General features: G+C 43.6%; 23 protein-coding genes. 2 read left to right on the forward strand and 21 right to left on the reverse strand.

Annotated elements, in window-relative coordinates:
* Window positions 1-315: 315 nt before the first annotated feature.
* Both JUF13_RS12105 and JUF13_RS12110 read left to right on the forward strand, forming a co-directional pair.
* Window positions 316-1,104 (forward strand): ParA family protein, encoded by a 789-nt coding sequence (locus JUF13_RS12105; RefSeq protein WP_047021336.1) that lies wholly within the window; start codon window positions 316-318, stop codon window positions 1,102-1,104.
* The gene (locus JUF13_RS12110) at window positions 1,097-1,324 is read left to right on the forward strand and encodes a hypothetical protein (protein WP_047021337.1); all 228 of its coding nucleotides are present in this window, start codon (window positions 1,097-1,099) and stop codon (window positions 1,322-1,324) included. The genes JUF13_RS12105 and JUF13_RS12110 overlap by 8 nt, the downstream gene beginning before the upstream one ends.
* 174 nt (window positions 1,325-1,498) lie before the next feature.
* Here the strand turns inward: JUF13_RS12110 and JUF13_RS12115 are convergent, their stop codons facing one another.
* The 21 genes from JUF13_RS12115 to JUF13_RS12220 all read right to left on the reverse strand — a co-directional run bounded on the left by JUF13_RS12115 (window position 1,499) and on the right by JUF13_RS12220 (window position 23,866).
* Window positions 1,499-1,771: a hypothetical protein gene (locus JUF13_RS12115; RefSeq protein ID WP_203639882.1), complete on the reverse strand. Its 273-nt coding sequence runs from the start codon at window positions 1,769-1,771 to the stop codon at window positions 1,499-1,501.
* Window positions 1,768-2,595 carry a GH25 family lysozyme gene (locus JUF13_RS12120; protein WP_203639883.1) on the reverse strand — a complete coding sequence of 276 codons (828 nt, stop codon included), beginning with the start codon at window positions 2,593-2,595 and terminating at the stop codon, window positions 1,768-1,770. The genes JUF13_RS12115 and JUF13_RS12120 overlap by 4 nt, the downstream gene beginning before the upstream one ends.
* Entirely contained in the window at window positions 2,588-3,016 is a 429-nt protein-coding gene (locus JUF13_RS12125; RefSeq protein ID WP_203639884.1) for a hypothetical protein, read from the reverse strand. The genes JUF13_RS12120 and JUF13_RS12125 overlap by 8 nt, the downstream gene beginning before the upstream one ends.
* A 56-nt stretch (window positions 3,017-3,072) precedes the next feature.
* Complete coding sequence (locus JUF13_RS12130) at window positions 3,073-3,240, reverse strand: XkdX family protein (protein ID WP_203639885.1); 168 nt, start codon at window positions 3,238-3,240, stop codon at window positions 3,073-3,075.
* A gap of 12 nt (window positions 3,241-3,252) precedes the next feature.
* Complete coding sequence (locus JUF13_RS12135) at window positions 3,253-3,699, reverse strand: hypothetical protein (protein WP_203639886.1); 447 nt, start codon at window positions 3,697-3,699, stop codon at window positions 3,253-3,255.
* A complete protein-coding gene (locus tag JUF13_RS12140) occupies window positions 3,668-4,717 on the reverse strand; it encodes an RNA-directed DNA polymerase (protein WP_203639887.1) in 1,050 nt (349 codons plus the stop codon). The genes JUF13_RS12135 and JUF13_RS12140 overlap by 32 nt, the downstream gene beginning before the upstream one ends.
* Window positions 4,718-5,010: 293 nt before the next feature.
* Window positions 5,011-7,644: a fibronectin type III domain-containing protein gene (locus JUF13_RS12145; protein WP_203639888.1), complete on the reverse strand. Its 2,634-nt coding sequence runs from the start codon at window positions 7,642-7,644 to the stop codon at window positions 5,011-5,013.
* Window positions 7,637-7,876 (reverse strand): hypothetical protein, encoded by a 240-nt coding sequence (locus JUF13_RS12150; protein ID WP_203639889.1) that lies wholly within the window; start codon window positions 7,874-7,876, stop codon window positions 7,637-7,639. Before JUF13_RS12150 ends, JUF13_RS12145 begins: the two co-directional genes overlap by 8 nt.
* Window positions 7,873-8,883, reverse strand: coding sequence for a tail fiber domain-containing protein (locus tag JUF13_RS12155; RefSeq protein ID WP_203639890.1), 1,011 nt, complete (start codon window positions 8,881-8,883; stop codon window positions 7,873-7,875). Before JUF13_RS12155 ends, JUF13_RS12150 begins: the two co-directional genes overlap by 4 nt.
* Window positions 8,880-11,474, reverse strand: coding sequence for a phage tail spike protein (locus JUF13_RS12160; RefSeq protein WP_203639891.1), 2,595 nt, complete (start codon window positions 11,472-11,474; stop codon window positions 8,880-8,882). Before JUF13_RS12160 ends, JUF13_RS12155 begins: the two co-directional genes overlap by 4 nt.
* A gap of 16 nt (window positions 11,475-11,490) precedes the next feature.
* Window positions 11,491-13,482: a distal tail protein Dit gene (locus JUF13_RS14460; RefSeq protein ID WP_236002699.1), complete on the reverse strand. Its 1,992-nt coding sequence runs from the start codon at window positions 13,480-13,482 to the stop codon at window positions 11,491-11,493.
* Window positions 13,469-17,986: a phage tail tape measure protein gene (locus JUF13_RS12175; protein WP_203639892.1), complete on the reverse strand. Its 4,518-nt coding sequence runs from the start codon at window positions 17,984-17,986 to the stop codon at window positions 13,469-13,471. The genes JUF13_RS14460 and JUF13_RS12175 overlap by 14 nt, the downstream gene beginning before the upstream one ends.
* A 218-nt stretch (window positions 17,987-18,204) precedes the next feature.
* Window positions 18,205-18,576 carry a phage tail assembly chaperone gene (locus JUF13_RS12180; protein ID WP_203639893.1) on the reverse strand — a complete coding sequence of 124 codons (372 nt, stop codon included), beginning with the start codon at window positions 18,574-18,576 and terminating at the stop codon, window positions 18,205-18,207.
* A 105-nt stretch (window positions 18,577-18,681) separates the two neighbouring features.
* On the reverse strand, window positions 18,682-19,296 hold the full coding sequence (locus JUF13_RS12185; RefSeq protein ID WP_125766117.1) for a phage tail protein: 615 nt from the start codon (window positions 19,294-19,296) through the stop codon (window positions 18,682-18,684).
* A gap of 3 nt (window positions 19,297-19,299) precedes the next feature.
* Window positions 19,300-19,698: a DUF806 family protein gene (locus tag JUF13_RS12190; RefSeq protein ID WP_236002700.1), complete on the reverse strand. Its 399-nt coding sequence runs from the start codon at window positions 19,696-19,698 to the stop codon at window positions 19,300-19,302.
* On the reverse strand, window positions 19,682-20,101 hold the full coding sequence (locus tag JUF13_RS12195; protein ID WP_203639894.1) for an HK97-gp10 family putative phage morphogenesis protein: 420 nt from the start codon (window positions 20,099-20,101) through the stop codon (window positions 19,682-19,684). Before JUF13_RS12195 ends, JUF13_RS12190 begins: the two co-directional genes overlap by 17 nt.
* Entirely contained in the window at window positions 20,094-20,450 is a 357-nt protein-coding gene (locus tag JUF13_RS12200) for a phage head closure protein (protein WP_203639895.1), read from the reverse strand. The genes JUF13_RS12195 and JUF13_RS12200 overlap by 8 nt, the downstream gene beginning before the upstream one ends.
* Window positions 20,434-20,760 carry a head-tail connector protein gene (locus JUF13_RS12205; RefSeq protein WP_203639896.1) on the reverse strand — a complete coding sequence of 109 codons (327 nt, stop codon included), beginning with the start codon at window positions 20,758-20,760 and terminating at the stop codon, window positions 20,434-20,436. The genes JUF13_RS12200 and JUF13_RS12205 overlap by 17 nt, the downstream gene beginning before the upstream one ends.
* Window positions 20,761-20,782: 22 nt before the next feature.
* Window positions 20,783-22,015 (reverse strand): phage major capsid protein, encoded by a 1,233-nt coding sequence (locus JUF13_RS12210; RefSeq protein WP_203639897.1) that lies wholly within the window; start codon window positions 22,013-22,015, stop codon window positions 20,783-20,785.
* Window positions 22,015-22,719, reverse strand: coding sequence for a head maturation protease, ClpP-related (locus JUF13_RS12215; protein ID WP_203639898.1), 705 nt, complete (start codon window positions 22,717-22,719; stop codon window positions 22,015-22,017). Before JUF13_RS12215 ends, JUF13_RS12210 begins: the two co-directional genes overlap by 1 nt.
* Complete coding sequence (locus JUF13_RS12220) at window positions 22,712-23,866, reverse strand: phage portal protein (RefSeq protein ID WP_203639899.1); 1,155 nt, start codon at window positions 23,864-23,866, stop codon at window positions 22,712-22,714. The genes JUF13_RS12215 and JUF13_RS12220 overlap by 8 nt, the downstream gene beginning before the upstream one ends.
* Window positions 23,867-23,868: the final 2 nt, after the last annotated feature.

Consider the following 23,868-nt stretch of genomic DNA (forward strand, 5'->3'; position numbering starts at 1 on the left):
GGCAAACGTGTCCCCTTGGATTTAGACCCCAGCTTGTCCCCTAGGGCTTTAAAAATCGCACCGGCCATGATATAATAATCATTAATTAAATTACTTTTGTGGCGCTCACCGATTACCGTCGGTGGGTGTTTTTTTGTATGTATTTTAATAGTCTCTTTGCTTAGCAACCTCTATGCAGTAAGAGTAACCCTTAAGCTGTGGCTTGTCAACTTTATAATAAATTATAAATAATAAATTATTTATTTTAAATTACTTATTATTTATTTTAAATTACTCCGTGCTTGTGTTATTCTAATCTTATTAGGAGGATATGCTATGAGCGCTAAAACGTTATTACATTTCAACTTTAAAGGTGGCGTAGGTAAGACCACATTGAGCGTCATGAACACATATTTATTAGGCTCTAATAAAAACAAGGTTTTGCTAATTGACCTTGATCCGCAGGCTAACGCAACTGAAATTATGAAAGCTACTTTTAACAAAGAAATCGAACCAACTGTATCTCTTTATAACGGGCTTCTAAATTTTGATCTAAGCAAATCAGTAGTTGCTCTGACTGATAATATTTCAATAATTCCAGCTGATTGGGAACTAAGCTTATGGCCTGGTAAAGCTGAAAAGATTAAATCTCATGATCGCATGCTTATACTAAGCGAGCTGATTAAAAAATTTAAGGAACAATTTGATTACATTATCATCGATGTTCCACCAACACTTTCAATTTTTACTAACAACGCCATCTTAGCCAGTGACTATATATCATTAGTATTACAAACTCAAAAACAAGCTTACACATCCGTTCTTAAAACTGCTCAGTACATGTTTCAATTAAAGAGCGATTATCAAGCATCATTTAACGTTGCCGGTGTTATTCTTTATCTCGTTAAAAAGGACGCCAAAGTTGATAAAGAAATAACGCAAGCCGCCGTAGATTCATTTGGAGATGCTGTATTTGCTAACAGAATTTGGCAACAAGAGCGAGTTAAGCTTTTTTCAAATGAAGGAATTAAGAATGAAGACCATTGGGATAAACGAGCAATTGGAATGTACGATATGGTACTAAAAGAACAATTAAAGCGGATTGGAGAAATGGAAAATGGCTAATGACTTTTTAGGCAAGTTAGCAAAGCAGGCTAACCAACAACTAGGCGATAACGAAAGCCCATTTAAGCAAAAAAAAGAAAGCACTCGTCCAGTGCAAGTCCGAGAAACCACTTACAAGCAAGTAAAAGACATTGCCTATCGACAAGAATCCAAGATAGTTGATGTCATAGACTCTATGCTAAAGTTCGCAATCAATTCAGACGAATTTAATAATAAATAATAAAAAATAAATTATTTATTTTTTATTATTTTATCCATGCTTACGTGCTCTCAGACAACACGTTCAGCTTTTAGACGTATACTTGTCCGTTTAAATGAAGCAGAATGCACACAAAAAAAGCCACCCACCTCGTAATGAGATGAGTGGCCTTTTAGTTGTGCCAATTTTGTAGCACTATTTATTTTTTAATTCACGTACATCGCCTTCGACATTGTCTAAGCGTTCGTTGATAACTTTATGCTCGCTTCTGCTAGTAATTAAATCTTCACGCAGCGTATTTTGCGAATCAAACAGCCGCTCAATTCGCTGGCTGCTATGCTCCATGCTTCTAGCGATCTCTTTCAGCTGTTCGGTAAACGGCTTCATAATGACCATCAAAGCTGCATAGATACCCGCGACTATGGCCAAAGCCAAGGTGACTAGTTCGATCCAGCGATCAAAGGTCATTGCTTGCCACCCGACTTTCTAACCAGCTTCACGTAGTCCTTGTTAGCTGAGATGTAACCAACGTCCGTCTTAATCCGGTACACCTTACCGTATTTAACAGCCTTACCATAGATTGTACTTCCCTTGGAGAAGTGAATACGGCGCTTATTAGCCTTGTCTAAGGCTGGCTTACCATACACGTTAACCTCACTGGTAATCACCTCGTACAGGCCGTTATCAGCCCAGTATGAGGCTTTCTTAGGCGTTGCCTTGGTAGCCTTACCTGAAAGCTTACCATCAAAATCATGGCTGCAATCCACCCCATGCCCATTCCAATTATCGGTATTTTGCCAGGCATTGGCGTCGTTTACTCCTGGCCCATAATTATTATAGGCTGCTACCCAGATTGCTTTATCAACTAACTGGTAACGATTAATCCGGCCAGCATTGAACCAGCTACCTGAACCGTACGTAATCACATTCTTATACCCGTGACTAATCAGGTATCGAAGGAATACGTTAACCTGGCTGGTCGTTGAATAGGGTAAGTCGGGTGCTTCAACATCAATGGCTAATACCGTGGACTTATCTAAGCCCATTTTCTTCACCCAAGCCAGAAAGTATTGAGCTTCAGCCGTTCCCCGACCATGGAAGAAATGGTAAACCCCAACGGTATCAAATACTTTGAATCCATTAGCAATCTGGTTACCAGCCTTGGGACTGAGATATCCAGTACCTTCTGTTAGCTTGACCATAATCCCATCAGCGCCCCAACCTTTGAGTTGTTTCAGGTAGGCCAGAGAATCAGATTGGTACGATGATAGGTCAACAATTTTCTTAGTCATTGCTATCAGTCCCTTCTGATGGGGCAATGACCTCCGTTGGTGCCGGGGTAACTACTGGGGCATGATTATCCCCACCGGCTACCTTGTAAGCTTGGTAAGCCTTCTCAACCAGTCCTGAGATTGTTTGAACATCTAGGTTGAAACCATTGGCCGTTAATTGAGCGTTGACGAAGCGGATTGCTTCCTGCTTCCGGTCAGATAAGGATAAGCCAGCCATGACTGCCATTTCTGGGACGATGGTATTAGCCAAGTTTAAGCCAACTTCTAAACCTTGCTTAACGTGAACGTTCTTCTCCGTCTGTACCTTGTGAGTTAAGAGTGGCTTAACCAACTGGTACACGGCGGGAATTAATACCATTAAGAAGGCAAATACTCCCACATTATTAAGCCAGTTGAACACATCTGTAATTTCTTTGAACATAATATTCCTCCTAATTTTGGGTAAATTAAAAGCACTGACTAACTGGCTGAGTGACGCTAGTTAGTGGTGCTTGTTGTCGTTGATTGAGTTGTTGGTGCTACATATGCTTTGCCAGTGATCTGCTTGTATTGATCGGAATTAATGAATCCATGTTCGACATACCATTCAATATTTGGATATAAGTAACCGAGTCCGTAGAAAAATGAAATTGTATCAAAGTCCATTATGATTACCTCCTAATTAGTTGCAGCTGTATCAGTGCTTTTAGCAGCCACTTGTAATTGCGCCAGTTGGCCACCAATTTTTGCCATTGCCTTATTAGCTTTGTCAACCGTTACTTTTAGCTGTGCTTGGGAACCACCAATTTTAGCGGCCGCCTGAGCGGTCTGGCCTAGAAGCTTTTTGTATTGAACGTTTTGGTCACTGATGGTGTCAACCTGTTTAAGCACTTGAGTATGCGGGTCATAAGTTACTTCGGCGTCTGGATCATCCACACACAACATTTGTGGATTACCGTCCGAACCTATGATTTGTTTGCCATTATCATCTAGGGCCGGCGTTTGCTTCATCTTGACCATCTTCCAACCGATATATTTGTCTGCCCCGTAGGGCACTGGATCTAAGGCGTACACGGCATAACTGTCCGGCTTATCATCTGCTGCGGTTGCGTAAATTGTTTTCATGCTTGACAATCTCCTTTGCTTTTTTTATCGAACAGTTGGGTTTAACATACTTATGATAGAAGCCATATGAGTTGGTGTGCTTTAGCCAGCCCCAGTAGCTAATCATACTGGCCGCATCATGATACGTTAGGCGGTCTTTACGCCCAACTTTGGCGGCCTTCCGACGAATCCGGAGAGCTAAATTACGGCGTAAAGTGACATGGTCTCGGTAAAACCGATAGCCCAGAAAGTCAATCGGTCGACTGTCAACTCGAAAAAGCTGCCAGTTAGGCTTGATGACTAGTCCTTCGGATTTAAGATAGGCATCCATCTGGTCACGGGCTCGATGCAACTTCTTTTTGTTACCACTCAACATGACTAGGTCGTCCATATATCTGACGTAGTACAGTACCCGCCAGTCGTTTTTTACCTGATGATCAAAATCCTCCAGATAAAAGTTGGCCAGCCATTGCGAAGTATACAACCCTAGTGGTAATCCCGGTGAGTATGAGTCAATAATCGCCCCCAATAGTCGTAAAACTTGCGGATCTTTAAAACGGTGTTTCAGTTTTAGTTTCAGAATGTCCGTGTTGATTGAAGCGTAAAAGTGGTGAATATCCATCTTGAGACAATACTTGGTACGTTTGGGGTCGTTCTGTAACCACTTTGGGATCACCTTGCGCCCCTGAGCCATCCCACGGCCGGGAACGGTGGCCAGATTGTACTCATACATACTTTTTAAAAAGATTGGTTGCAGCACCAACATAATCGACCAGTGAATAATTTGGTCCGGGAAAAACGGGGTTGTGGTGATTTGACGGTCCTTGTCCCGATCATGGGTCGTCCATGTTTTGACTTTGGCCGGCTTGAATTCACCCGACAGCAATAAACACTGGATCTGCTGAATCGTTTCTTCTTCATGGTTGAGTCTTCGGCTCACCGACTTTAGGTGCCGTTTCCCGATGGCCGCCTGGTGCAGTGCTAACTTAATGGTTTCCGGATCTGCAATATCATGGATCAAATTACCATAGCGTTTCAATCAATCACTTCCTTCTGAATTTAAATGACTTATTAACCTCAAGAACTTTCAATTTACTTACTAGCCCCTGCTTTGTAGCGGCGAATTTTTACCAAGCGGTACGGAGTCGTTGATGCGTTACTTGTGTTTGCCATGTTTCAGTTAATATGGAGGCGAGAGCCGACATCGGAGTTCGCGTTAGTCGACGAGTTGTTGCCATTCCAGTACCAAAGACCGGAGTTGCCAGCGTCCCAATTCCAGCTGCCTGCATCAACAATCCCAAAAGTCCTGGGGGAGAAATCCCCCAGTCCCCCTTACAAAGCCTTCTTAAGGAGGCGAGAGCCGACATCGGAGTCCGCGTAAGACGACGAGCCGCTGCCATGCCAGAACCAAAGACCGGAGCGGCCAGCGTCCCAATCCCAGCCGCCACCAGTGTTGACCACATAGTTACCACTGCCAACAGCACTGCCATAGTCATGATAGTAAGTATTGTATGAAGCACTATTGAAAGAAGTTGGCGCCGTTACTCCAGGGTGCTCCTTATCAAATCCAAGGCCAGTAATATTTGTATTATTTGAATCAATTAGTGGATAGTTAACTTTGTAGTACGGATACGTAAACGTATCCGAAACATACTTGGTTGCGTCATCACACGAGTATAGAGACAAGTTACTAATGTTTAAGCCGTCTGTCCACATTGCCAAGTTGCCATAGAGATTTTCAATCCCGCGGTAAGTCATTGATCCATAGCCATTACTATGGTTAACGTTGCCGGATGATCCCTTAACACCGTCAGCGGCGCCAGCAACTTCTGCGCCAGACAGTACGTTATCAGTAACCCCCTTCATAATTGACTGGGAATCGAGAGTAGCGAATTCAATCGTGAACATAACTTGCAAGGCGTCTAGTGTATGCACGTCCCACAAGTGATAGCCCTTCTTACCATTTGTGTTATTAGCAACTGCTGAACTTCTTAGCTCAACAATGGTTTGGTTAGCTGTTGGCGTAGCTCCAGTTTTTGACTGTAATTTGCCTGAAACGATCGATCCTTCGTATCGGGAAACATCGACATAGTCTAGCTCTTTATTAGTGTCAAAATCATAGAAGCAGTTTGGTAGATACCAGTCATCGCCTTGCTTAACCAACGAAACTTGCCAAGTACTTGATGGTTTATTTTGGGTTTTACGGATATAGAATTTTGGTACGCGAACAAACGCGTTGCCATACGAATCGGTAACGGTTTTGTCCATTAATCCCCATGGGCCACGAGTATCAAAGTCGTTTTGAGCGCCATTGATACCGGCTTTTAGACCCACCGCAGCATCGGTCCGCTGTAAGGCCCCAGATGAGGAGCCATTCCAACTAACGCCGTAAATGTTACCGTCTACGGTTGGCAATGGGTCACTGACCGTAAAGTAGTCGCTTGACCCGACTGCATTTTCAGCATTAACGCGGAACAAGTAATCGCTTCCAGCTTCAATGCCATCAGTAACCGTCCCAGTAAGGCTGTCGGGATTTAATGCGACTTTCGTCCAGTCTGTGCCACCTTGCTTTTGATACTCCAGACTGTATCCGGTGATTTCAGAGCCACCATCACTTTTTGGTGCTATGATCGTGTAGTCGAAGCCTTTTTTGCTAACATCGTACTCAGCCGTCAGTGACGGGATTCCTGGTACCTTCGCCGTTAGACTCCATTTCCATGTGGTTGTAGTACCGTTATAAGTGAAGCCCCACATCGCCCCGTCTGGACCGATCCCGTAGCCGGTAACTAAGCCGTCAAAATCGCAGAAATATTCTCCAATAAGCGAATGACCAGTTGGATTATTTTTAGCGTCAATGTCAACTAAGAGCTTGCCGGTATCTTTGGTGCCGATAATTGTTTTCAGTTCGGCATCTACGTCTTCCCCACTAGCAACCACAAGTTTAGCGGAGCCATCGTCACCAGTTAATTTGTGTTTTTGCCAGTTAGAAGTATCAGTAGTATGGACAACTTTGCTATCGTCAGCTTTGGTTGCAAGCTGTTGCTGTGTTGCATAATTGCTTAGGTCCACTTGCGTGCCATCTTTACCGGCTGGCCCTTGAGGGCCCTGCGGACCGGTTGCTCCATCTTTTCCATCCTTACCGGCTGGTCCCTGAATCTGTCCACAATCTTTCCACGCGTTATTCGTCCAGATATACAGTTCTTCGGCAACTAAGTAACCATCACCTTCACTTGCTGTTATGGGTAGTTGTGAAGTAGTGTCAACCTTACCTTTAATCTCTAGTCCTTGACCGGTATCCCCTTTTGGGCCTTGAATCCCTTGGTCACCCTTCGGTCCTTGAGGTCCAGTATCACCTTTTGCTCCAGTATCACCCTTGTCACCCTTGTCACCTTTCGGTCCTTGAATACCTTGTGGACCCTGAATTCCTTGTGGACCTTGCAATGTGGAAACTTGGTTAGTTAAGTCAGTCTTAAGCTGGTCGAATTCCTGCTGAAACTCGTCCAAACTCATAACCGGGATAACGTCACCAGAATCACTCATAACATTTTCAGTAATTGTGAATCCTTGTGGGTCATCACTTGGGAAGATGGCATTGTACGTAGTCGTTGGGGTAGTAGTATTAGTAGTTGAACCGTCATCTGTTAAGCCTTCTTGACTACCCGGGGTAATCAGGCTGGATAAGGTCACCCACACTTCAATTGTGTAATCATCGGGTACTAGGGCATTCATAACCTCAGCATCAACTGGCATGGTAATCAATCCAGCCAATGGTTGCTTAATCGTAGCCATATCAATCGACTTAGTGAATACATAACCGGTGTCGTTGGCAACCTTTACATCAATTGCTGTGGCATTAGTTAAGTCAAATGCTGAGCCATCTTGGGTAATCGCCAGATTGAAACTGGCTGTGGTATCGAGGTATTTTACTTCATTGTTACCATCAGTGAAGTACAGTTCTTTACTCACTTGCACCGCCTCCTAGGGCATTCGTGGCTTCAGTTTTCAACCGGGTTAGTACCAACTTCTTGAATCCAGCCCACATATCTTCCTTGGTTGACCCAGAGAAGGCTGTAGAAGCTTCATCAGCCGTAGCATCAAAGTTACCGTAGGCTTGGTGATTGGTACCACTAAAAACGACCGTGTAGGTAACGTGTGTGGTGTTATCGCTGTTCTGCTTGACATCTAAGCTTGTAATCATTGAACGTTCTTCCTTTCTAATTGTGAAATTCGGTAGCTGAGTTCATCAATTCGTTGGTTGGACTTCTTTAAGGCCGCCAATAAGATGGAAATGGTATTGGACTCGTTTAAGAAGTAATCTCCGTTTTCATCCGTGCTGATCATATCGTTGGCAATGCTTGCAGACTTTTTACCAATCGCATTAACATCATCAATAATCGGTCCAATATGTTGAGAATCAGCGGAGTTATCGGAATCCTTGTACTTCCATTTTTTGACATCGGTGTTCATGACAGCTGATAAGGCTTCATCTGGGGAGTACTCAGATACATCTCGCTTAGCAGATAAGGCGGACTTCAATTTTGTGCCGTTGGAATAAACATCAGCGGCATGGATATCTGTTACACTTCCACCACCACCATTTTGTTCTAGGTATAAGGCACCACTATCAGAACAGGCTATGGTATGCCCGCTAATTGATAATCCTTTGCTATTAATTCCATTTGAAACGTCTAGGGTGATAGCTCCGGTGTTGCCTTTGGCTAGCGTAATCATGCCACCGTAGATATCCGTTGTATTCCCATCAATTATGTTACTGGCTTCAAAGCCAGAATTACTCATCGTGAACTTATCTATCCCTGAATCAATGGTAATCGTGCCACCATTAATGGTGCTTCCAGATATATTTACACCATTAATATTCCCTGCTTGAACGTTACCTAAATTGGCTGATAAGGCTGACAGATATTCAACCGCCAAGCTTGTTACGTCCCACTTCTTAAGCGCCCAACTGCCACCAGAATAGATATACATACTAGTTGCAACGTCACCACTCATTACCAACCACATATCACCGGCGTTGTGTTCTTTGCCGTCATCGAATGGTGTGCTAGTGGATTCGATAATTGTGCCATCCAGTGAAGTTTTGAGGTTTTTAAGCTTATCGGCTAAGTCATCAGCGCTATTTGAAGCCATTTGGGCTAACTTGGTGGCTTCGTTAATATCCACTGAGCCTGTTGCTATAATCATCCTTCGACCACCTCCTGATAAGTCTCACCGTCATCAATGTTGAAAGAAGAATCGTCATCACTAGCACTATCTGAGTCGTCAGTATCATCAGGGATTACCACAGGTTGTTCTACCTCGGAGTTTTCACCCTCATCTTCAGCAGGATAAGTGACGGCTAAGTCCTTACTATCGTCACGGATACCAATTGGGATTGACCATAATCCAGAGTGACTAATCATGACGTTATGCGCAGCGTCTCGGTATTCACTAACATTGAAGCCAATTATTAACTGGTCATGAGCTAAGTCAGGGTATATCCCTTCTGGTTCAAAGTGGCCACCGTACTCAATCGGTACAGATAATTGAATATCTTGACTGGGTTCAATCTGGTAATTAAAAATGACTGACTGGGTAATGAGATTGATACACATTACTAGTCTGTCATCCTTGTTATTGACGTCCCCAGCAGTAAAGAAGGCGTATGGATATGCAATTGAATTGGCTTGAATGGTATTATACTTGCCATTGTTAGCCACACCCGAGGGTACAGGGTTCCAACCAAAGTCTTGCAATTTGAATCGGATAGTTGGAAAATAATTTCCAGCTTTCAAGTCGGAAATATTACATACTTCTACAGTTCCGTCCATCTGACTCCCAATCCATAGACCATTGGTAAGGTCAACGTTAGGCCGGACAAAAGTCTCCATCTCGCACCACTTAGTCACGGTGCTAGACCCACTATTAATCACGGCATGAGGCGTGTATGGGAAGGTTGCTAACCAATTCTTTCCCCCGCTCAAATCCTTAATCTGTGAGTAGATGAGGTTGTTGGCTTCATCGTAACCAAAGGAAGAACCATGTTGACCGCCTTGTACAATCATTGAATTAAGTAACTTGCCATTAGCGTCCCAATGTAGGTATTGGCAATCACTTACATTGGACTGATTTTGCTTTCCTTTGTAGGAATAGCTTGCCAGCACCTCACCATTACTCATTTTGTACGAGAATTGCAATGCCCCAACGTGATTATTGCCAAACTCATCAGGGTTACCATCAGTGGTCTCCCACAACTTCTTGAAGGTTCCGTCAGGGTTAACCCCGGTGTCTATCCACATTTCTGACTCAGTTTTAACGAAGGCATCGTCAATTGATACGACTAATGATCCGACAAATGGGGGAGTAATGGTGACTTCATAGCCATCTTTTGAGTGTTGGCTCTCCCAAGTCAGATTATGGGTACCGTCTTGTTGGACGTATTCCCAGTTGAAAGCCGCCGCTGATAAGAATGACGTAACATTCTCACCTTCAATGAACAACCTTGCAATGACTCGCTTAGAAGTATCAGTATTCGTCCATGATTGACCCAGCGGGGTAATTAAGCTGATACTAGCAGCATTTTGGTTCTTTTTGGCGTCTTCAAACAGCTTTTTTACATGGTCATTCCACCGCTGTTCCATATTTTTGATGAAATTGGGAGTAACGACTGTAACCGTTGAAAATTCCCCAATCACTACCTTATTCTGAGTCGGGTCACTCTCACTAGTTGTCCGTTGGATTACTCTGGCTTGCAAAGTTAGTACTGGGGACATTGTCAGGTCGATTACCTTAATGGTATCGCCTAGTTGAGCGTCAAAATCTGACGTTACATCAACGGAATAATTGACCCGAGGGTGATTGTACAGTCTGAGTGTCTTCAATCCCAGCGATAGTAAGGCATCAGGTTCACTGACAGTTGAACTTGTAATACTTCCTTCTAACCAAGTGTTGGCATCATTGTTGTACAGGGCGTTAGCAGAGGCATCAGTGACAAAGTTACGACCACCATTACCCTTAGCTTTACTGATTGAAGTATCACCGGAACCATAGACGTACAACTTGGTAATCAAGGTAGTATCAACTGTTTCCCGTTTAATGGACAGCATGTTGTCGCCGTAAGTGATACGTCTACCGGTATTCTGTCCCCGTTGGTCGGATAATTCCAAAATGGTATCAACCACAATCCCAGAACTATCTAATTTTACGTACCCATCGGCTTCACAATCGTAGGTCGTCAGGATTGTTTGAAGCAAAGTTTGAGAAGAACTCTCACCATCAATGGAAAAGTCTGAAAGTAGTCCAGAAGTTGCATTATCCACCAGTGTTATCCCTGTACCAGCAACAATCCAGTTCATAGCGGCCGGTAAGGCACACTCTTTAATCTCTTTTTTGGTGGGAATAGTCTTCCCTAATCGCCAGATTAAGAGGTTAATGGCATCGGCTGAAACAAGGTTAGTTCCAGAGGTGGTATCCATGGTCTCCTCAACGGTATATATCCGGTACACCCGCCAGCGGTCATTCGCTTGGTCATAAGCCGCTAAGTGATTGCCTACTTTCAGGTATTGAGCCGCTGGACTGTCTGCTACCATGGTGAGACCGGTAAAGGTATCATTCCATGACTTGCTGTTAGCGTTGGGGTCAGAGGTATTAGCTAGACTGGCTTCGGCAATGCTGTCGTTTGAGCTATTATCATCGGCAAGTTGTTGCTGAATAGTCTCACCCCAGAAAATATTCGTATCAGTTGACGTATCTAAGGTGGCGACTCGTTTGAGGTTTTTATCAAGAATGACGTACACACGTCTTAACTCCTTTCTATTTGATGGCTGGCTTGTACTCCAACGTTATATCTGAGTTGGCTGGGTCCGGAGTAAAGTGCATCTCTTGACTGACATCACCTTCAATTGGCGGGAAGGTAGATAGCCATGAGACATACTTATCAACATTCCTACCAGCCACGGTAACCGTGTTATCAGCAGAATCAATGATAATTTCTTCACCGGCGTGGGCAATTACATGGGGAATGTCATCGGGGTCATCTGATCCATCAGAAGTGTATATTTTGAGGTCGGTTAGCGTTTCAAAGTCAGAATAATATCCAACTGGTGGTTTAACCAAGTCTTCCTTAATATCATGTTTCATAAAGGTTGCGGCTACGTTAGCCAAGGCAAAGCCAAACTTGCCCGACTTATCTAACTTTTCAGTATGAATGTGAACCTTACCCTCAGTATTTTTTGAGAAAACAACACCAGTTTTAGGATTGAACTCGTTAATCTCAGCCACCCAATTATCATAAACCTTGCCACCAATGGTCTTCTTTTGACGCTCCAGCGAGAACTCACCAAAGAAGTTAGAATAAGCGTCTTTGTTCATGTACGTGGTCTCCATGACATAAGTCGTAATAGTTTTGGACTTAGTCCTAACCTTTGGCTTGGAAACCTTGGTAGATTTACGCTTACCGCCGGACTTCTTCTTGGTAACCTTCTTAGTTGCCTTTTTACGTTTCTTTTTCTTTTTCTTCTTCTTAGTAGCGGCCTTGAAGGATTCTCGTTGAAGGGTGGCTTGATACAGTCTGGCTGATTTAGCTTCGGTCTTAGCTTTGGAGGTAGTCTTACCTTTAACGGTCTTAGTTAAATGAACCCTTATATCATGATGATTATAGCCGTTAACTTTGTGGCCACCCTCGTTGTACAAAAGGGTGAGGTAATTGTTCCTATCTGTGGTGGCATTAAAGGAACTACCCAGTTGAATGTAACCACGAGGGTACCGACCTTCTGCATAATCAGTAATACCCATTCGTCCACATACATTGCCATTAGAGTCCAGCAGATAGCCTTCAACTTTTCCCATGGCCCGTTCATTTTCCATCCGCTTGATATGGTGGAACCGCATGGATACCTTCCAGTAATTGCTAATCTTGGGGATACCTTGGTGGATAATAACGGGACCGTAGAAGTCCTTGTGCTTGCCAGTAGTCCCCCAGTTGTAATGGCCTTTACTATCCTTGGCAACCATTAATGCTGAGGCTGTAGCGGTTGCTTTACCATCATTTTCCCCACGATATACCTTAATTGCTTGGGTATCCTGACCGGCTTGAAACCACGTACTCATCGAGTTGCATGGATCGTGTACCTGTAATTCTTGGTGAGGCGTTAAGCTAGTGACATGACCGTTAGCATCAGTAACCGTTGAACCATCATCAACATGGTACCCAACCGCTACATACTGGTCCCCTAACGTGTAACCAAAGTAGTACAGGTCAGTCTTTGGGATAATGTGAATTACCGGTTGAACAGCAGTGTTACCGGCTGGACTGATAATCTGCTCATTACTGGTGATCTTAATATCTCGTTGAGGTAGAAACCCTCGTGGATCAGCCAGCATAAAGGTAAGTGTAGTGGTGCAATCCTGTACCCCTTCATTGATAAAAGTGGGGGTAGGAATGGCGGTAAAGTGGCCATAATAGACTACCTCTGGCTGGTCGTTGAACCGTAACGGGTACTGAGTATCGGCGTCATCATGGGTATTAATTAGAGCCTTCGATAGATTATTCAGTATCCGGTTGTAATCGTCCCTATCAGTGGGGTACATCGTAATCGGAATATCTATCTGTTTTTCCCCATAACTATTGCCTAAAAAAACGCCCCCGTATCTACCGGGAACGTCTTGGAAGGATTCGGTTATCGTTGGGGCGATCGGCTTTGATACATGGTTGACCAGAACTTCCAAATCCTTGTCGGAATTGAAGCCACCGGTACCATTCTCATCAAAGGCATAATCAAAGGTATTAACATCATTGAATGCCATTTACATAGCCCCTTCCTAAATTTTTGCTTAACTTTATTTTTGTATTCATGCGATTGTATCCGTTATAAACATCATTAGCAGATACGACAGCAGGTACAGGGTTCTGTTGACCGGATATTAATTCAGCCATCAATCCGATAATCTCTTTACCTTGCTTAATCAGCTCGGATAAATCGGTTGATTGAGTTGCTTGGGTAGTGGATTGTTGTGGCTTATCCGTCTTAGCAAACTCTTTCATCGTTGAGTCCATAATCTGGTATGCTCGGGCACGTTTGGTAATATCCCATGGGACGATTGACTCAGTCTTATTGCCTTCTGAGATATGTGCTAGTTGGGCAACCCTTGATATGCCACCGTTAGCGTACCAGCCAATACTCTTCTCATGGTTGTATGCCTGAGTGATTGAATGATAATTACCATCATTGACGTACCATTTCATCCATTTCAATTGGGTGATTGGATTAGTCTTCCAGTCCGAACCTGATCGGGCCATCTTAGAAGCTGGTAAGGATTGAGGCAGTCCATAAGCACCAGTACCCGGATTGGTTGCCTTAGGGTTCCAGCCTGATTCCTTGGTAATGATGTAATTGTACATACCGTAATCAGATGTTGGGATACCTGCTTGCTTAAGCCAATGCATATGGTCACCAGTAGGCTTAGCGGAACTTCCAGTAGTTGAGGAATTGTCCCCAAACATATCAGCCAACTTGGACATAAACTTGAAGAAGCCTGAACCAACTTGAGACTTAATGCCCTTGGTACTGCCAGTTCCCTTCTTAGAAGAGGAGTCGTCACCCTTGCCACCATTCAGCTGAGCAATCCGCCGTAATCCGGCAAATCCACCCATGAATCCTTTGATTGGTGCAGATTTAATGCCATCTGTTGGGTTCTCGGCATTCCACATCCGACCAGCACCATTAGTAGAGGTAACAATACCTACGTGGTCACTACCACCGGAGCCCCAGAATGCTAAGTCACCGGGAACAGCTTTACCCCAGCTAACAGAATGGGTTGAGTTGTATTCAGGAACAGTTGTTGAACCAGATAAGGTAACCCCAATGTGCTTAAGGGCTTCATATACCAACCCGGAACAGTCATAGTAGTCGGGTCCTAAGCGTCCTTTGGTTTCTGAGTACTTGTAATTAGCCCGTTTAGAAAGCTTCATGGCTTCTTCAATAAACTTTTTACGGGTACCTGAACCAGTTGCTCCACCGTCTCCATCTAAATCAACCATTGACCAGAGGGAACTCCACCAGTTACCAGCTTGCTTCTTAACGTTATTGAACATACCTTTGGTAATATCGGCAACAACGCCAGCACCGGCCTTAGTGTAATTGAACATTGAATCCAGACTCTTAATCGGGTGAGCAATAATCTTCTCAGCAGTCGTGAAGAACTTCTTCAATCCGGTTGCCTTCTTGACTAACCAGCCAGATACATCACCGATACCTGAACCGATACCACTCATCAAATTACCGAACCAGTTACCACTACCTTTGGCAAAGTGGGTAATCCCTTGCATACCCATGAATAGCTTGGTCTCAGAGGCATTCAGAACCTCTGTACCAGCTGGTAACATGGCTTGGGTATTTCTACCCTGTACAATGCCAGATTGCCCGTTGGGAAGGAATACAGCCTCCTTGTTACCCGTCTCAGGAGAATCATTGCCATCGTTTAGTACCGCCATGGTTGGCTTAGTGATTGCCTTACGGTTACCAGATAAGATACCAGTACCAGTAGCAAAGTGTACATGACCAATATCCCCAATGGCTTTCTTCTTGCCACCAAAGGTATGAATAACACCATCAACCAGGTTAATACCCGAATTGATAATGTTAATCATGTCGTTCATACCATTTGAAGCCAGCTTTTTAAGGTCTTTCCATAACCCGGTAAAAATACCTTTAACACCTGACACTAGACTTTTCCAACCGTTGTTAAAACTCTTCTTGAATGCCCCTAACCAAGTACCCATAGATATACCGAATACCTTGGTATGCTTCAAATCCTTGTTCCAGTATGAATGAAGCTTGGACCGCATGTTATTCCAATGACTAGTCCAGGAGTGTGAGAAACTACTCTTGAAACTGTTGAAGTGGCTTCCCATTGAGCCGAAGAAGGATTTAGTATTGTGCACAGAAGTATTCCAAGAATGCTTCAAACTGCTACCAACTGCTGACCAGTGCTTATCCCAAGACTTTTTGAAGCTAGACTTAAACTTGTTCCAATTTCTGCTGATTCCATTGATACCATTCTTAACGGATTTACCAATATGGTCAGCCCATTTACCGATTGATTTACCAAGGTGGACAACGGATTTTACCGTCTTATTTACCCATTCTCTGAACGGCTTGATGTGCTTGTACGCTTCATAAAATCCCGCAGCCAAAGCCCCAATAGCAACAACTGCAATACCAATTGGATTAGCATCCAAGGCTACATTGAACAACCATTGAGCGGATGTAACAAGCTTTTGAACGACCACCAAATTTTTAATTACTCCGATAGCCTCAGTAGTTGCGGCAATGAATCGAGCAATCTTCGAAACGGCTAAAACACTACCAAAGGCAACGGCAAAGGCAGCGATTGTTTTGGTGTGTTTGGAAGCAAACTCGATAATCTTAAGGAATCCACTAGCAAGTTTAGCTACGCCACCAATCAGCCAAGTAAGTCCCTTCTGGGTATCCTTATTATTGAAGGCTTTAGCCATATCTTGAGCCGCTCTAGTAATAACAGGCAATAGCTTAGAACCCATCATAATTTGAAGCTGTTGACCAGCCATTTTGAATCTCTCTACGTTCATCTTGGCGTTATTCGAGTTCTTATTGGCCAATTTTTGGACGTACTCGCCTTTTTTGCCAGCCTCAGTAACATCATTCGTTAGCTTTTTAAGTGACCCATCATACTTAGTTAACACTTGTGCGGCTTGCATACCGGTTTGACCAAAAATTCGCTTCAAGACATCTGCTTTATCAGCACCACCAAGCTTCTTGGTATGGTCTTCGATAATTTTGAAGATTGCTGGCAGAGACTTGAAGTTTCCTTTTGCATCTTGGAAAACTTTGGTAGACTTAATGCCAATTTCTTTCAAAGCGCCCATAGCTGCATTCGTTGGGGAAGCCAAGCTAGTAATTGTCTTACGTAGACCAGTACCTGCCTTATCAGCTTCCATACCGTGATTAGACAACTCCCCCATTGCCGCAGAAGTCTGCTCAATTGAGAAGCCGGCATTTTTAGCCGTGTCCCCAACGTATTCCATACCTTTACCTAAGCTATGAAAGTCAGTAGCGGTAACGTCTGAAGCATACGCCAGATCATTAACGACCCGTTTTGTATTCTTCATCATTTTAGCCGTGTTATTGGTCTTCATGCCGAAGGCTTCAATCGCCTGTGAAGAAACCTTAATGACATCTTTAAAGTCGTCTCCGGAAGCCACGGAAGCTTGTAATTCTGACTTCATAACGGCGATAGCTTCGGCACCAGTATGACCACGCTTGATTAAATCTTGGTACTGTTCAGCAATCTCTTGCTGTGCTACCCCATACTTAACGGAGTATTTAGCGCCATCTCGTTGCATCTTAGAGACTTGGGAAATAGCCTGACGTGCTTTCTCACCAGAAGTAACTAACAAATTTTGATTGACCTGGTACACCTTGTTTAAATTTGTGGCCTTTTTGGCACCAGCAATCGTCGCAGCACCCAAACTAGTCAAACCGGCTGCGGCCGTAATTGCGGCGCCTTTAAATGCTTGACCAATATTCGCAATCCTGTGTCTAGCTTTGGCCGCCCCATCTGACATCTTAGCCATACTACTACTCATGGTGCCATACTTACCGGCTAATCGGCCGATCTCAGTTTTCTGTTTGGCCATTGAGGCAGTTGTTTGATTAACCCGAACAAGTTGCTTATTGTAGGCTTCACTGGCCCCACCAGAACTAGTCTTAAGCTTGGCTAACTCATTTTGCTGGATTTTCAACTGATCCGAAAGATTACGGTAGGACTCCCGTAGACCGTTAAGCTTAGCCCTACCAGCTTGGGCTTTATTTCCTTGATTCTCTAAAGCTTCTGCATAAGACTTGGAGACTGACGTGATTGACTTGTACCGTTCTTGCAAGTCAGCCAAGCCAGATTGATAATAGTCTACTGATTTTTTGGCACGGCCTTGTTGGGCAGTTAAGGACGCCATCTTATTCTCAGCATTAGCTAAATCCTTAGAAAGCCGAGCATAGTTATCACTGCCTTTAGTCGTTGAAGTATCAAGGCTTGCTTGACGCTCTTTCAACTTATCAATTTTGGCTTGTAAAGCTTGCATGGTCTTTCCAAGACCTTCATATTTAGCTTGTGCTGCACCCAAGCTATCATTTGCAGACTTCAAACTAATCTCATTAGCTTTCCATTCATTAGTGGTTGCTTTAATAGCGTTGTTCAGAGCTTTCAGACTAGAGGCCGCTGAGACGGTATCTAGCTTAACTTCGGTTGCCATTGTGTTCGATACTTTTGCCATTTATTAATTGCCTCCTCTTAGTCTATTTACCATTGCCATAGGGTCTTCAGCACGTTTATCTTTAGGCTTTGCTTGGTTAATTCTGATCAGTTCGTAATAGTCTTCTCCATCCAATTGAGATGGCAGTACCCCAGAATTAGCCATCATCTGTTGCTTAAAGTAGGCTTGGTCTTCTTGGGCATCTTCTAAGTCATGAATTAGAACGTTGAGACGACCTATTACTTTTTTGGGCTTTCTTCATCCTCATTTTCTTTCAATGTTTGTTGCCATTGTTCATCAGTTAATCCTTGAATCCGTGCCAATACATAACTGATAAAGTTTGACAATTCGTCCATAGTGACGGCATTCATTACCGTGTCTAATTCTTTTTCTGATAACTTTAAAACAGCTTGAAGGAAGCTAGTCATGGCTGTAACCGCCTTTTGAGACTGTTCCATGACAGTTAGGGGGTCAGCTTCTGAATCCAATTGCATCTTGTCCATCTTCAACATCAAAATTTGAAGATTAGTGGCTTCATTGACAACCTTTACCGTGGTTTTTACTTCTGCTGATTTTTTCCTCAAGCCTAGTTTGCTGATATTAATTTTCATTTATTTTTCCTTCTTATTTTTTATTTTGCCAAAGGTAATGGCTATGTAAAAAGCCACCCCATAAGGAGTGACTTAGAATGGTTCTATGATTTTACTGTTGTTGGGTTACTTGGCTGGGGTACTACTCGCTGTGTATCCACCGAATACTTCGCTCATCATAGCTGCTTTGTCGAATTCTGTGTCAGCGCTTGTCCAGATCTTGTATGGTTGGCCGTCAAAAGTATCGGCCTTCAATGGGTCCAATCCTTGATACGTCAGTGTGGTATTAGCATCGGTTTCAGCGTTGTTGTCCGTACCGTGGTTCATACCAGCTTCAATTAGTTGGCCGTTGGCAAAACCTTCATAAATATCCACACCACCATACGACCGGGAATGTACTAACATTGCAACGTGAGGCTTAGGTAGTTGACGTGTCCAGCCACCTTTGCCATCGTTAACGAATCCCTTTAACTTCTGCAAAATATCAAAGTTAATATCCAAGAATTCGAGGGCGACTTGGGGTTCCATTGAACCGTTTGATACCCGCTTAGGGCCGTCATTGGCATAACCGATTGTACCAGCAGCTTCCAACCCGGTTACGTTAGCTTGGGTAGCACCTTCTGCGTCTCCATCTACCAAGTAGATACCAGTGGCAGAAATACCTTTTGTAGCATCTGTAATAATGGCACCTGTTGAATCAATTAAACCAAAGGTGACATCTTTAACACCATGTGTACTCATTGATTAATTACCTCTTTTTATTTTTATATTTTTAAATACAGAAAATGTGGCTGTGACTTGTTCAGTATCTGGATCGACTACGTTGGGGTAGTGAGTAGCGATAATCCACCCATTATCATCAAGTAAGTTCATCAGTTCCAGCTGTGCATCTAATACATTGATCGCAACTGTTTTAGAAAAGAAAATCTGCACTTGAATTGACGCGCTAATCTCAGAAAAAGTATCGTTTTTATATCCAGAGAGTGGCTCAGTAACACTAGTAAGTAACACTAGCGTCTTTGAACCGCTTGTATCAACCACATTTGGTATGTTTTCTGGATATAATCCATCTATCCAGGATGGTTTATTTGCTTTGATAATCTCGTAAACTTGAGTAACCGGAAGTTTAATGAGAATCACCACCCGTCAATGCCTTATACTTGGCATATTCAGCAGCTAAAACCTTATCTTTGCTTGACTGAATGGCCGTATCGATAAAATGGTCGCCTTTAATATGCACCGTTCCATTATTAAGAAATAACGCGATTCTGGCATGATTAATTGGATCCTTCTCAAATCCTACCGTTGAACTTCCCGTCGCATATCCATCCACATCGTGATCGTCAGCAACTACCGCGTCCGCTAAATGCTTAACATGGTTCGTGTTCCGGCCATAACGATAATGTTTAGACTTGGTAGCCTGAAAATAACTATCCCGTAGTTGATCAGCGCCAGCCTTAGTAATCACTTGTTGCTGAACTTTATTTGGCACCTTCTTTTTAACTTGTAAAAAGTAATGCTGTAATTGCTCATCTAAGCTAACCATGCTTAGTCACCACCCGATGGCACGTGATTAAATCAAAGCCCTCATTTTGTAAGCCGTCATCTGCCGAGATACTGTCAATCTTGTACAGATCAGATCCGTGCTGAACTTGCAGCGTCTCGTTAACGGCCGGATTATGGCGAATAAAAAAGACCACTGCATTAGTGATCCCAGCTCCGGCTATGGTTAATTGCTGTTGCACATTCAACGACCACTGGCCCGCCCAACAGCTGAAATCTGCTGAAAATTGTTGAATTGGCGTGCCAGTATTCGGATTAACCTCGCCAGTATCAGCATCATGACCAAAGGCGATGCGGAACGTCATTCGTGAAGGATTAATTGCTTTGGTCATCAGCGATCGCCTCCATTTTAAGTTCATAGAGCCCTCTCAGTTGCCCAATGATCGAATCAACCGGTAGATTAATACTAATTGCCGTGGTTGGAACTAACGAACTCCGATAGTTATAGTAGGCTGAGGCCAATGCCATCACGGCGGTGTTAAATAAATCAACCACACTGGCATCTTCATAGAAACTATCTAATTCTGTGCCGATCGCCTGCTTGATATAACTTTCAGCCGTATTTAGGTAACCTTTTAGAAGTTCGTCATCAGCATCACCATCTAAGCGTAATGATAATTTCAAATCATCTAGTGTTGGCATTTAGCACTCTCCTTACTAATTATTACTTACCAGGTGTGGTTGTAGAACCTGCTGCAAAGTTCGCTGGTTGGTCAGCAATCGCCGCAAACGAACCCGCAACAAAAGCTTCGGTATCCGTTGGTTCAACGTCAAACCGATCAATCACACGAATCTTAGTTTGATCGGTTTCAAAGGCTCCGCCACCGATGTTTGTCGTCAGCAAGGACATGTTTTCCCGATCAAACAACGTCACAGCTTGTGATAGATCACCGTAATACAGTGGGTAAACTGGTGCCGAAGCCGTACCAGTGTTTGGCAACCACTTGTCGGCCACTTCGACAATTCGCTTTCCACGAATTAAATAACGATCGGGTTGTGTTGGGTCTGGTTGCAATAAGTAACGGCCCATTGCGTCCTTAACTTCTGACAGCACGTTAAACCCGGACGTGTTCGTCATTAAGACTGAAGTAGACTTGATAGCTGGATCAACGGCCGTGTTGATCATCGTAATGATGTCATCAAACTTAGCTAAGGTCGGCTTCTTTGGCGCCTTGTTCATTACTTCAATGATCTTAGCGTTGCGAGTAACTACAACCTTCTTGGCAATCCATTGTGATAGCCAAGCCATGATGTTGTCCGCCGTATCCTTTAATAAGGAGTTCGTCACCGTGCTAATTCCGGCGTAACGATGAATAGCGTACTTGATCAGCGTCAAGTTCGGATCATCATTGTCACCGATTTTAGCCGTTTCATCATCTAAGTCAGCCAACGGAGTAACGTCCGTCCACTTTTCCCAAACCCGTGACCCGGTCGGTGTTGAAACAGCTTCTCGCTTAACGTATTGTTGCAAAGAATCGTATTGACGAACTAACGTATTAATCGCAGTTTGAATATCTTGAGGGATCGTCAGCCCAATTGCATTACCCGATTCGTCAGTAGACGATGTGATCAAGTTCATAACCTTGGGATCACCCTTAATCATGCCTTGGAAGTTCTTAATGAACTCATCTTTGATGTCTTTTTCTTTATCATCAAGTGGAGTCTTGTCCTTATCATCCATATTGGCAATCTCTTGTGCCTTACGTTCTTCTTCCAATTGTGTGTGTAAAGCGTCACGACGAGCAACCGCGTTATCCCGTTCTGCAGTCATGTTTTTGAATTCTTCTTGGTTAAATTTATCATCTAAAACGGCAGCATTAAGCTTGTCATTTAGATCTGATACCTTTTGCCCTTGGGCAATCCAGGCATCGTTTAAGTCATTAATATTCGTAGCCATTAGTTGGCCTCCTCTTTATTTTTCCCCATCAAAATATCCAACTTGCTTTGCATTAGTGCATTAGCAGGTTGGCTTTCTTTAGGTTGTGTAAGTTTGGGTTGTGACTTGGAAATTAGGTTCATAAATTTGTTAATTGCCGTCTTGGAAGGAATCTCTGAAATTGAATTAGTGAATTGAGGTTGCTTGTCATCGACAAACATAATCTCGTCAGCGAAACCTTTATCCACTGCATCTTGTGCCGTCATCCAAGTCTCGTTTGCCATCAATTGCAGCACATCATCAGCGGCCATACCGGTCTTAGCAACATACGCTGCAACAATGGACTGATCAATGCTATCTAACACATTCGATTCATGCGACAGGTCATCCGCGTTGCCTTGGACGCCTGACCATGCCTTATGAATCATAATTTGTGCTGTGGGTGAGATAGAGACTTTGTCGCCAGCCATCGCAATCACACTAGCAGCACTAGCAGCTAAGCCTTGCACATTAACCGTGACATTTCCCTGATAATTTTTTAGCATCGTGTAAATTTCACTAGCAGCGAACACATCGCCACCGTTAGACGCAATGTCAACTTCTACATCATCATTAGGCCCCACACTATCTAACACATCAGACACGCTGGCTGGTGATACCGCTGGCATACCGAAAAAATGATAGAATGCCGCTGTTTCATTGTCGACCACGTCACCTTTAATCATTACCTTCTTCGTTGTTGTCACCTCCTTCCACTGATTGAATAGCTTCTGGCATATCCGCAGGAAAGTATCCTAGTTGTTGCAGTACCCATGTAGCTTGGTTGTTAGCAATTGTGCCGTCCTTAGCCAATCCAGATAGCGTTGTAGCAAAGGCATCGCCTAATGGATCAATTGCCGGCCGTAAATTGGCGGTGATAGTCGCGTTCAACTTGTTGTCTAGCTCCGATATAATACATTGCATATAACGGTTGAGCGCGTTGGCGTACATGCCTTTAATCTGGTCAATGCTGCTTTGCTGATCGCCTTGACCGTTTAAATAGCTATCCGGAATACCAAATGCTTTGGCAATCTGCTTGCTGGTCCAATCAGTCTGGCTTAGAAGCTTAGTTACATCAGCCTTCATTTCGAGTGGCTTATATTCTTCCAGCTCATCAATTACAACTGGTCCGCCATTTGACGTATTGACCTGCCTCATAAAGTTACGTGATCGACTAGCTTTCATTTTTTCACTCAACAGGCCGCCATGCTGAATAGATAGCACACCAGGCGCACTTATCGAACGTGCTAAAGCAGCTAAGGTTAAGCCATTGGAAGCGTCCTTAATCTGTAGCTCACTAGTTAGTGCTTCTAAGGGACTGATACCCGTTTGGCCGCCATTAATACTAGTTAAACGAATATGAATCATGTCGCCCTGTGGTACGTATTGCCGTACACCCAATTGGGCTTCATCAAAAGTTACGGTATAAGTTAGGCCGCTTCCATCTTCCAACAAGTACGTTTCAACTTGACTGGGCCGCAAATATTCCCAACGCATATCTAAGCCATTTGGATTGCGCCATCGGTACGCAAAGCATTCGCCACCTAGTAGTAGCTGGGCAAACATTGATTGCCAGAACGCATGACCATTGGCCGTGCTACTGGGATTGTTCAGAATTCCTTGTGCTCGTGGCATATTGGCACTAAGCTGTACCGTCGCTAAATCACCAGATAACTGGCTGACTACCGAATAAATATCAGAATTTTTTAACGCGTCCGTTGCACTGACATAATCACGTTGACCATTGGGGGTTAAGAAATTAACAATGTCACTATCTTCAACGGGCACATTTTGTACTTGGTTCTTAATCTCAGGTGGTCTGAAAACTGGCATTT

The organism is Levilactobacillus wangkuiensis, assembly GCF_016861605.1.
Classification (GTDB): domain Bacteria; phylum Bacillota; class Bacilli; order Lactobacillales; family Lactobacillaceae; genus Levilactobacillus; species Levilactobacillus wangkuiensis.

What these genes read in the sequence shown, in the direction of transcription:
- JUF13_RS12105 (WP_047021336.1), top strand. Translation starts at nt 316, where the DNA reads ATGAGCGCTAAAACGTTATTACATTTCAACTTTAAAGGTGGCGTAGGT.
- JUF13_RS12110 (WP_047021337.1), top strand. Translation starts at nt 1,097, where the DNA reads ATGGCTAATGACTTTTTAGGCAAGTTAGCAAAGCAGGCTAACCAACAA.
- JUF13_RS12115 (WP_203639882.1), bottom strand. Translation starts at nt 1,771, where the DNA reads ATGACCTTTGATCGCTGGATCGAACTAGTCACCTTGGCTTTGGCCATA.
- JUF13_RS12120 (WP_203639883.1), bottom strand. Translation starts at nt 2,595, where the DNA reads ATGACTAAGAAAATTGTTGACCTATCATCGTACCAATCTGATTCTCTG.
- JUF13_RS12125 (WP_203639884.1), bottom strand. Translation starts at nt 3,016, where the DNA reads ATGTTCAAAGAAATTACAGATGTGTTCAACTGGCTTAATAATGTGGGA.
- JUF13_RS12130 (WP_203639885.1), bottom strand. Translation starts at nt 3,240, where the DNA reads ATGGACTTTGATACAATTTCATTTTTCTACGGACTCGGTTACTTATAT.
- JUF13_RS12135 (WP_203639886.1), bottom strand. Translation starts at nt 3,699, where the DNA reads ATGAAAACAATTTACGCAACCGCAGCAGATGATAAGCCGGACAGTTAT.
- JUF13_RS12150 (WP_203639889.1), bottom strand. Translation starts at nt 7,876, where the DNA reads ATGATTACAAGCTTAGATGTCAAGCAGAACAGCGATAACACCACACAC.
- JUF13_RS12155 (WP_203639890.1), bottom strand. Translation starts at nt 8,883, where the DNA reads ATGATTATAGCAACAGGCTCAGTGGATATTAACGAAGCCACCAAGTTA.
- JUF13_RS14460 (WP_236002699.1), bottom strand. Translation starts at nt 13,482, where the DNA reads ATGGCATTCAATGATGTTAATACCTTTGATTATGCCTTTGATGAGAAT.
- JUF13_RS12175 (WP_203639892.1), bottom strand. Translation starts at nt 17,986, where the DNA reads ATGGCAAAAGTATCGAACACAATGGCAACCGAAGTTAAGCTAGATACC.
- JUF13_RS12180 (WP_203639893.1), bottom strand. Translation starts at nt 18,576, where the DNA reads ATGAAAATTAATATCAGCAAACTAGGCTTGAGGAAAAAATCAGCAGAA.
- JUF13_RS12185 (WP_125766117.1), bottom strand. Translation starts at nt 19,296, where the DNA reads ATGAGTACACATGGTGTTAAAGATGTCACCTTTGGTTTAATTGATTCA.
- JUF13_RS12195 (WP_203639894.1), bottom strand. Translation starts at nt 20,101, where the DNA reads ATGGTTAGCTTAGATGAGCAATTACAGCATTACTTTTTACAAGTTAAA.
- JUF13_RS12200 (WP_203639895.1), bottom strand. Translation starts at nt 20,450, where the DNA reads ATGACCAAAGCAATTAATCCTTCACGAATGACGTTCCGCATCGCCTTT.
- JUF13_RS12205 (WP_203639896.1), bottom strand. Translation starts at nt 20,760, where the DNA reads ATGCCAACACTAGATGATTTGAAATTATCATTACGCTTAGATGGTGAT.
- JUF13_RS12210 (WP_203639897.1), bottom strand. Translation starts at nt 22,015, where the DNA reads ATGGCTACGAATATTAATGACTTAAACGATGCCTGGATTGCCCAAGGG.
- JUF13_RS12215 (WP_203639898.1), bottom strand. Translation starts at nt 22,719, where the DNA reads ATGATTAAAGGTGACGTGGTCGACAATGAAACAGCGGCATTCTATCAT.
- JUF13_RS12220 (WP_203639899.1), bottom strand. Translation starts at nt 23,866, where the DNA reads ATGCCAGTTTTCAGACCACCTGAGATTAAGAACCAAGTACAAAATGTG.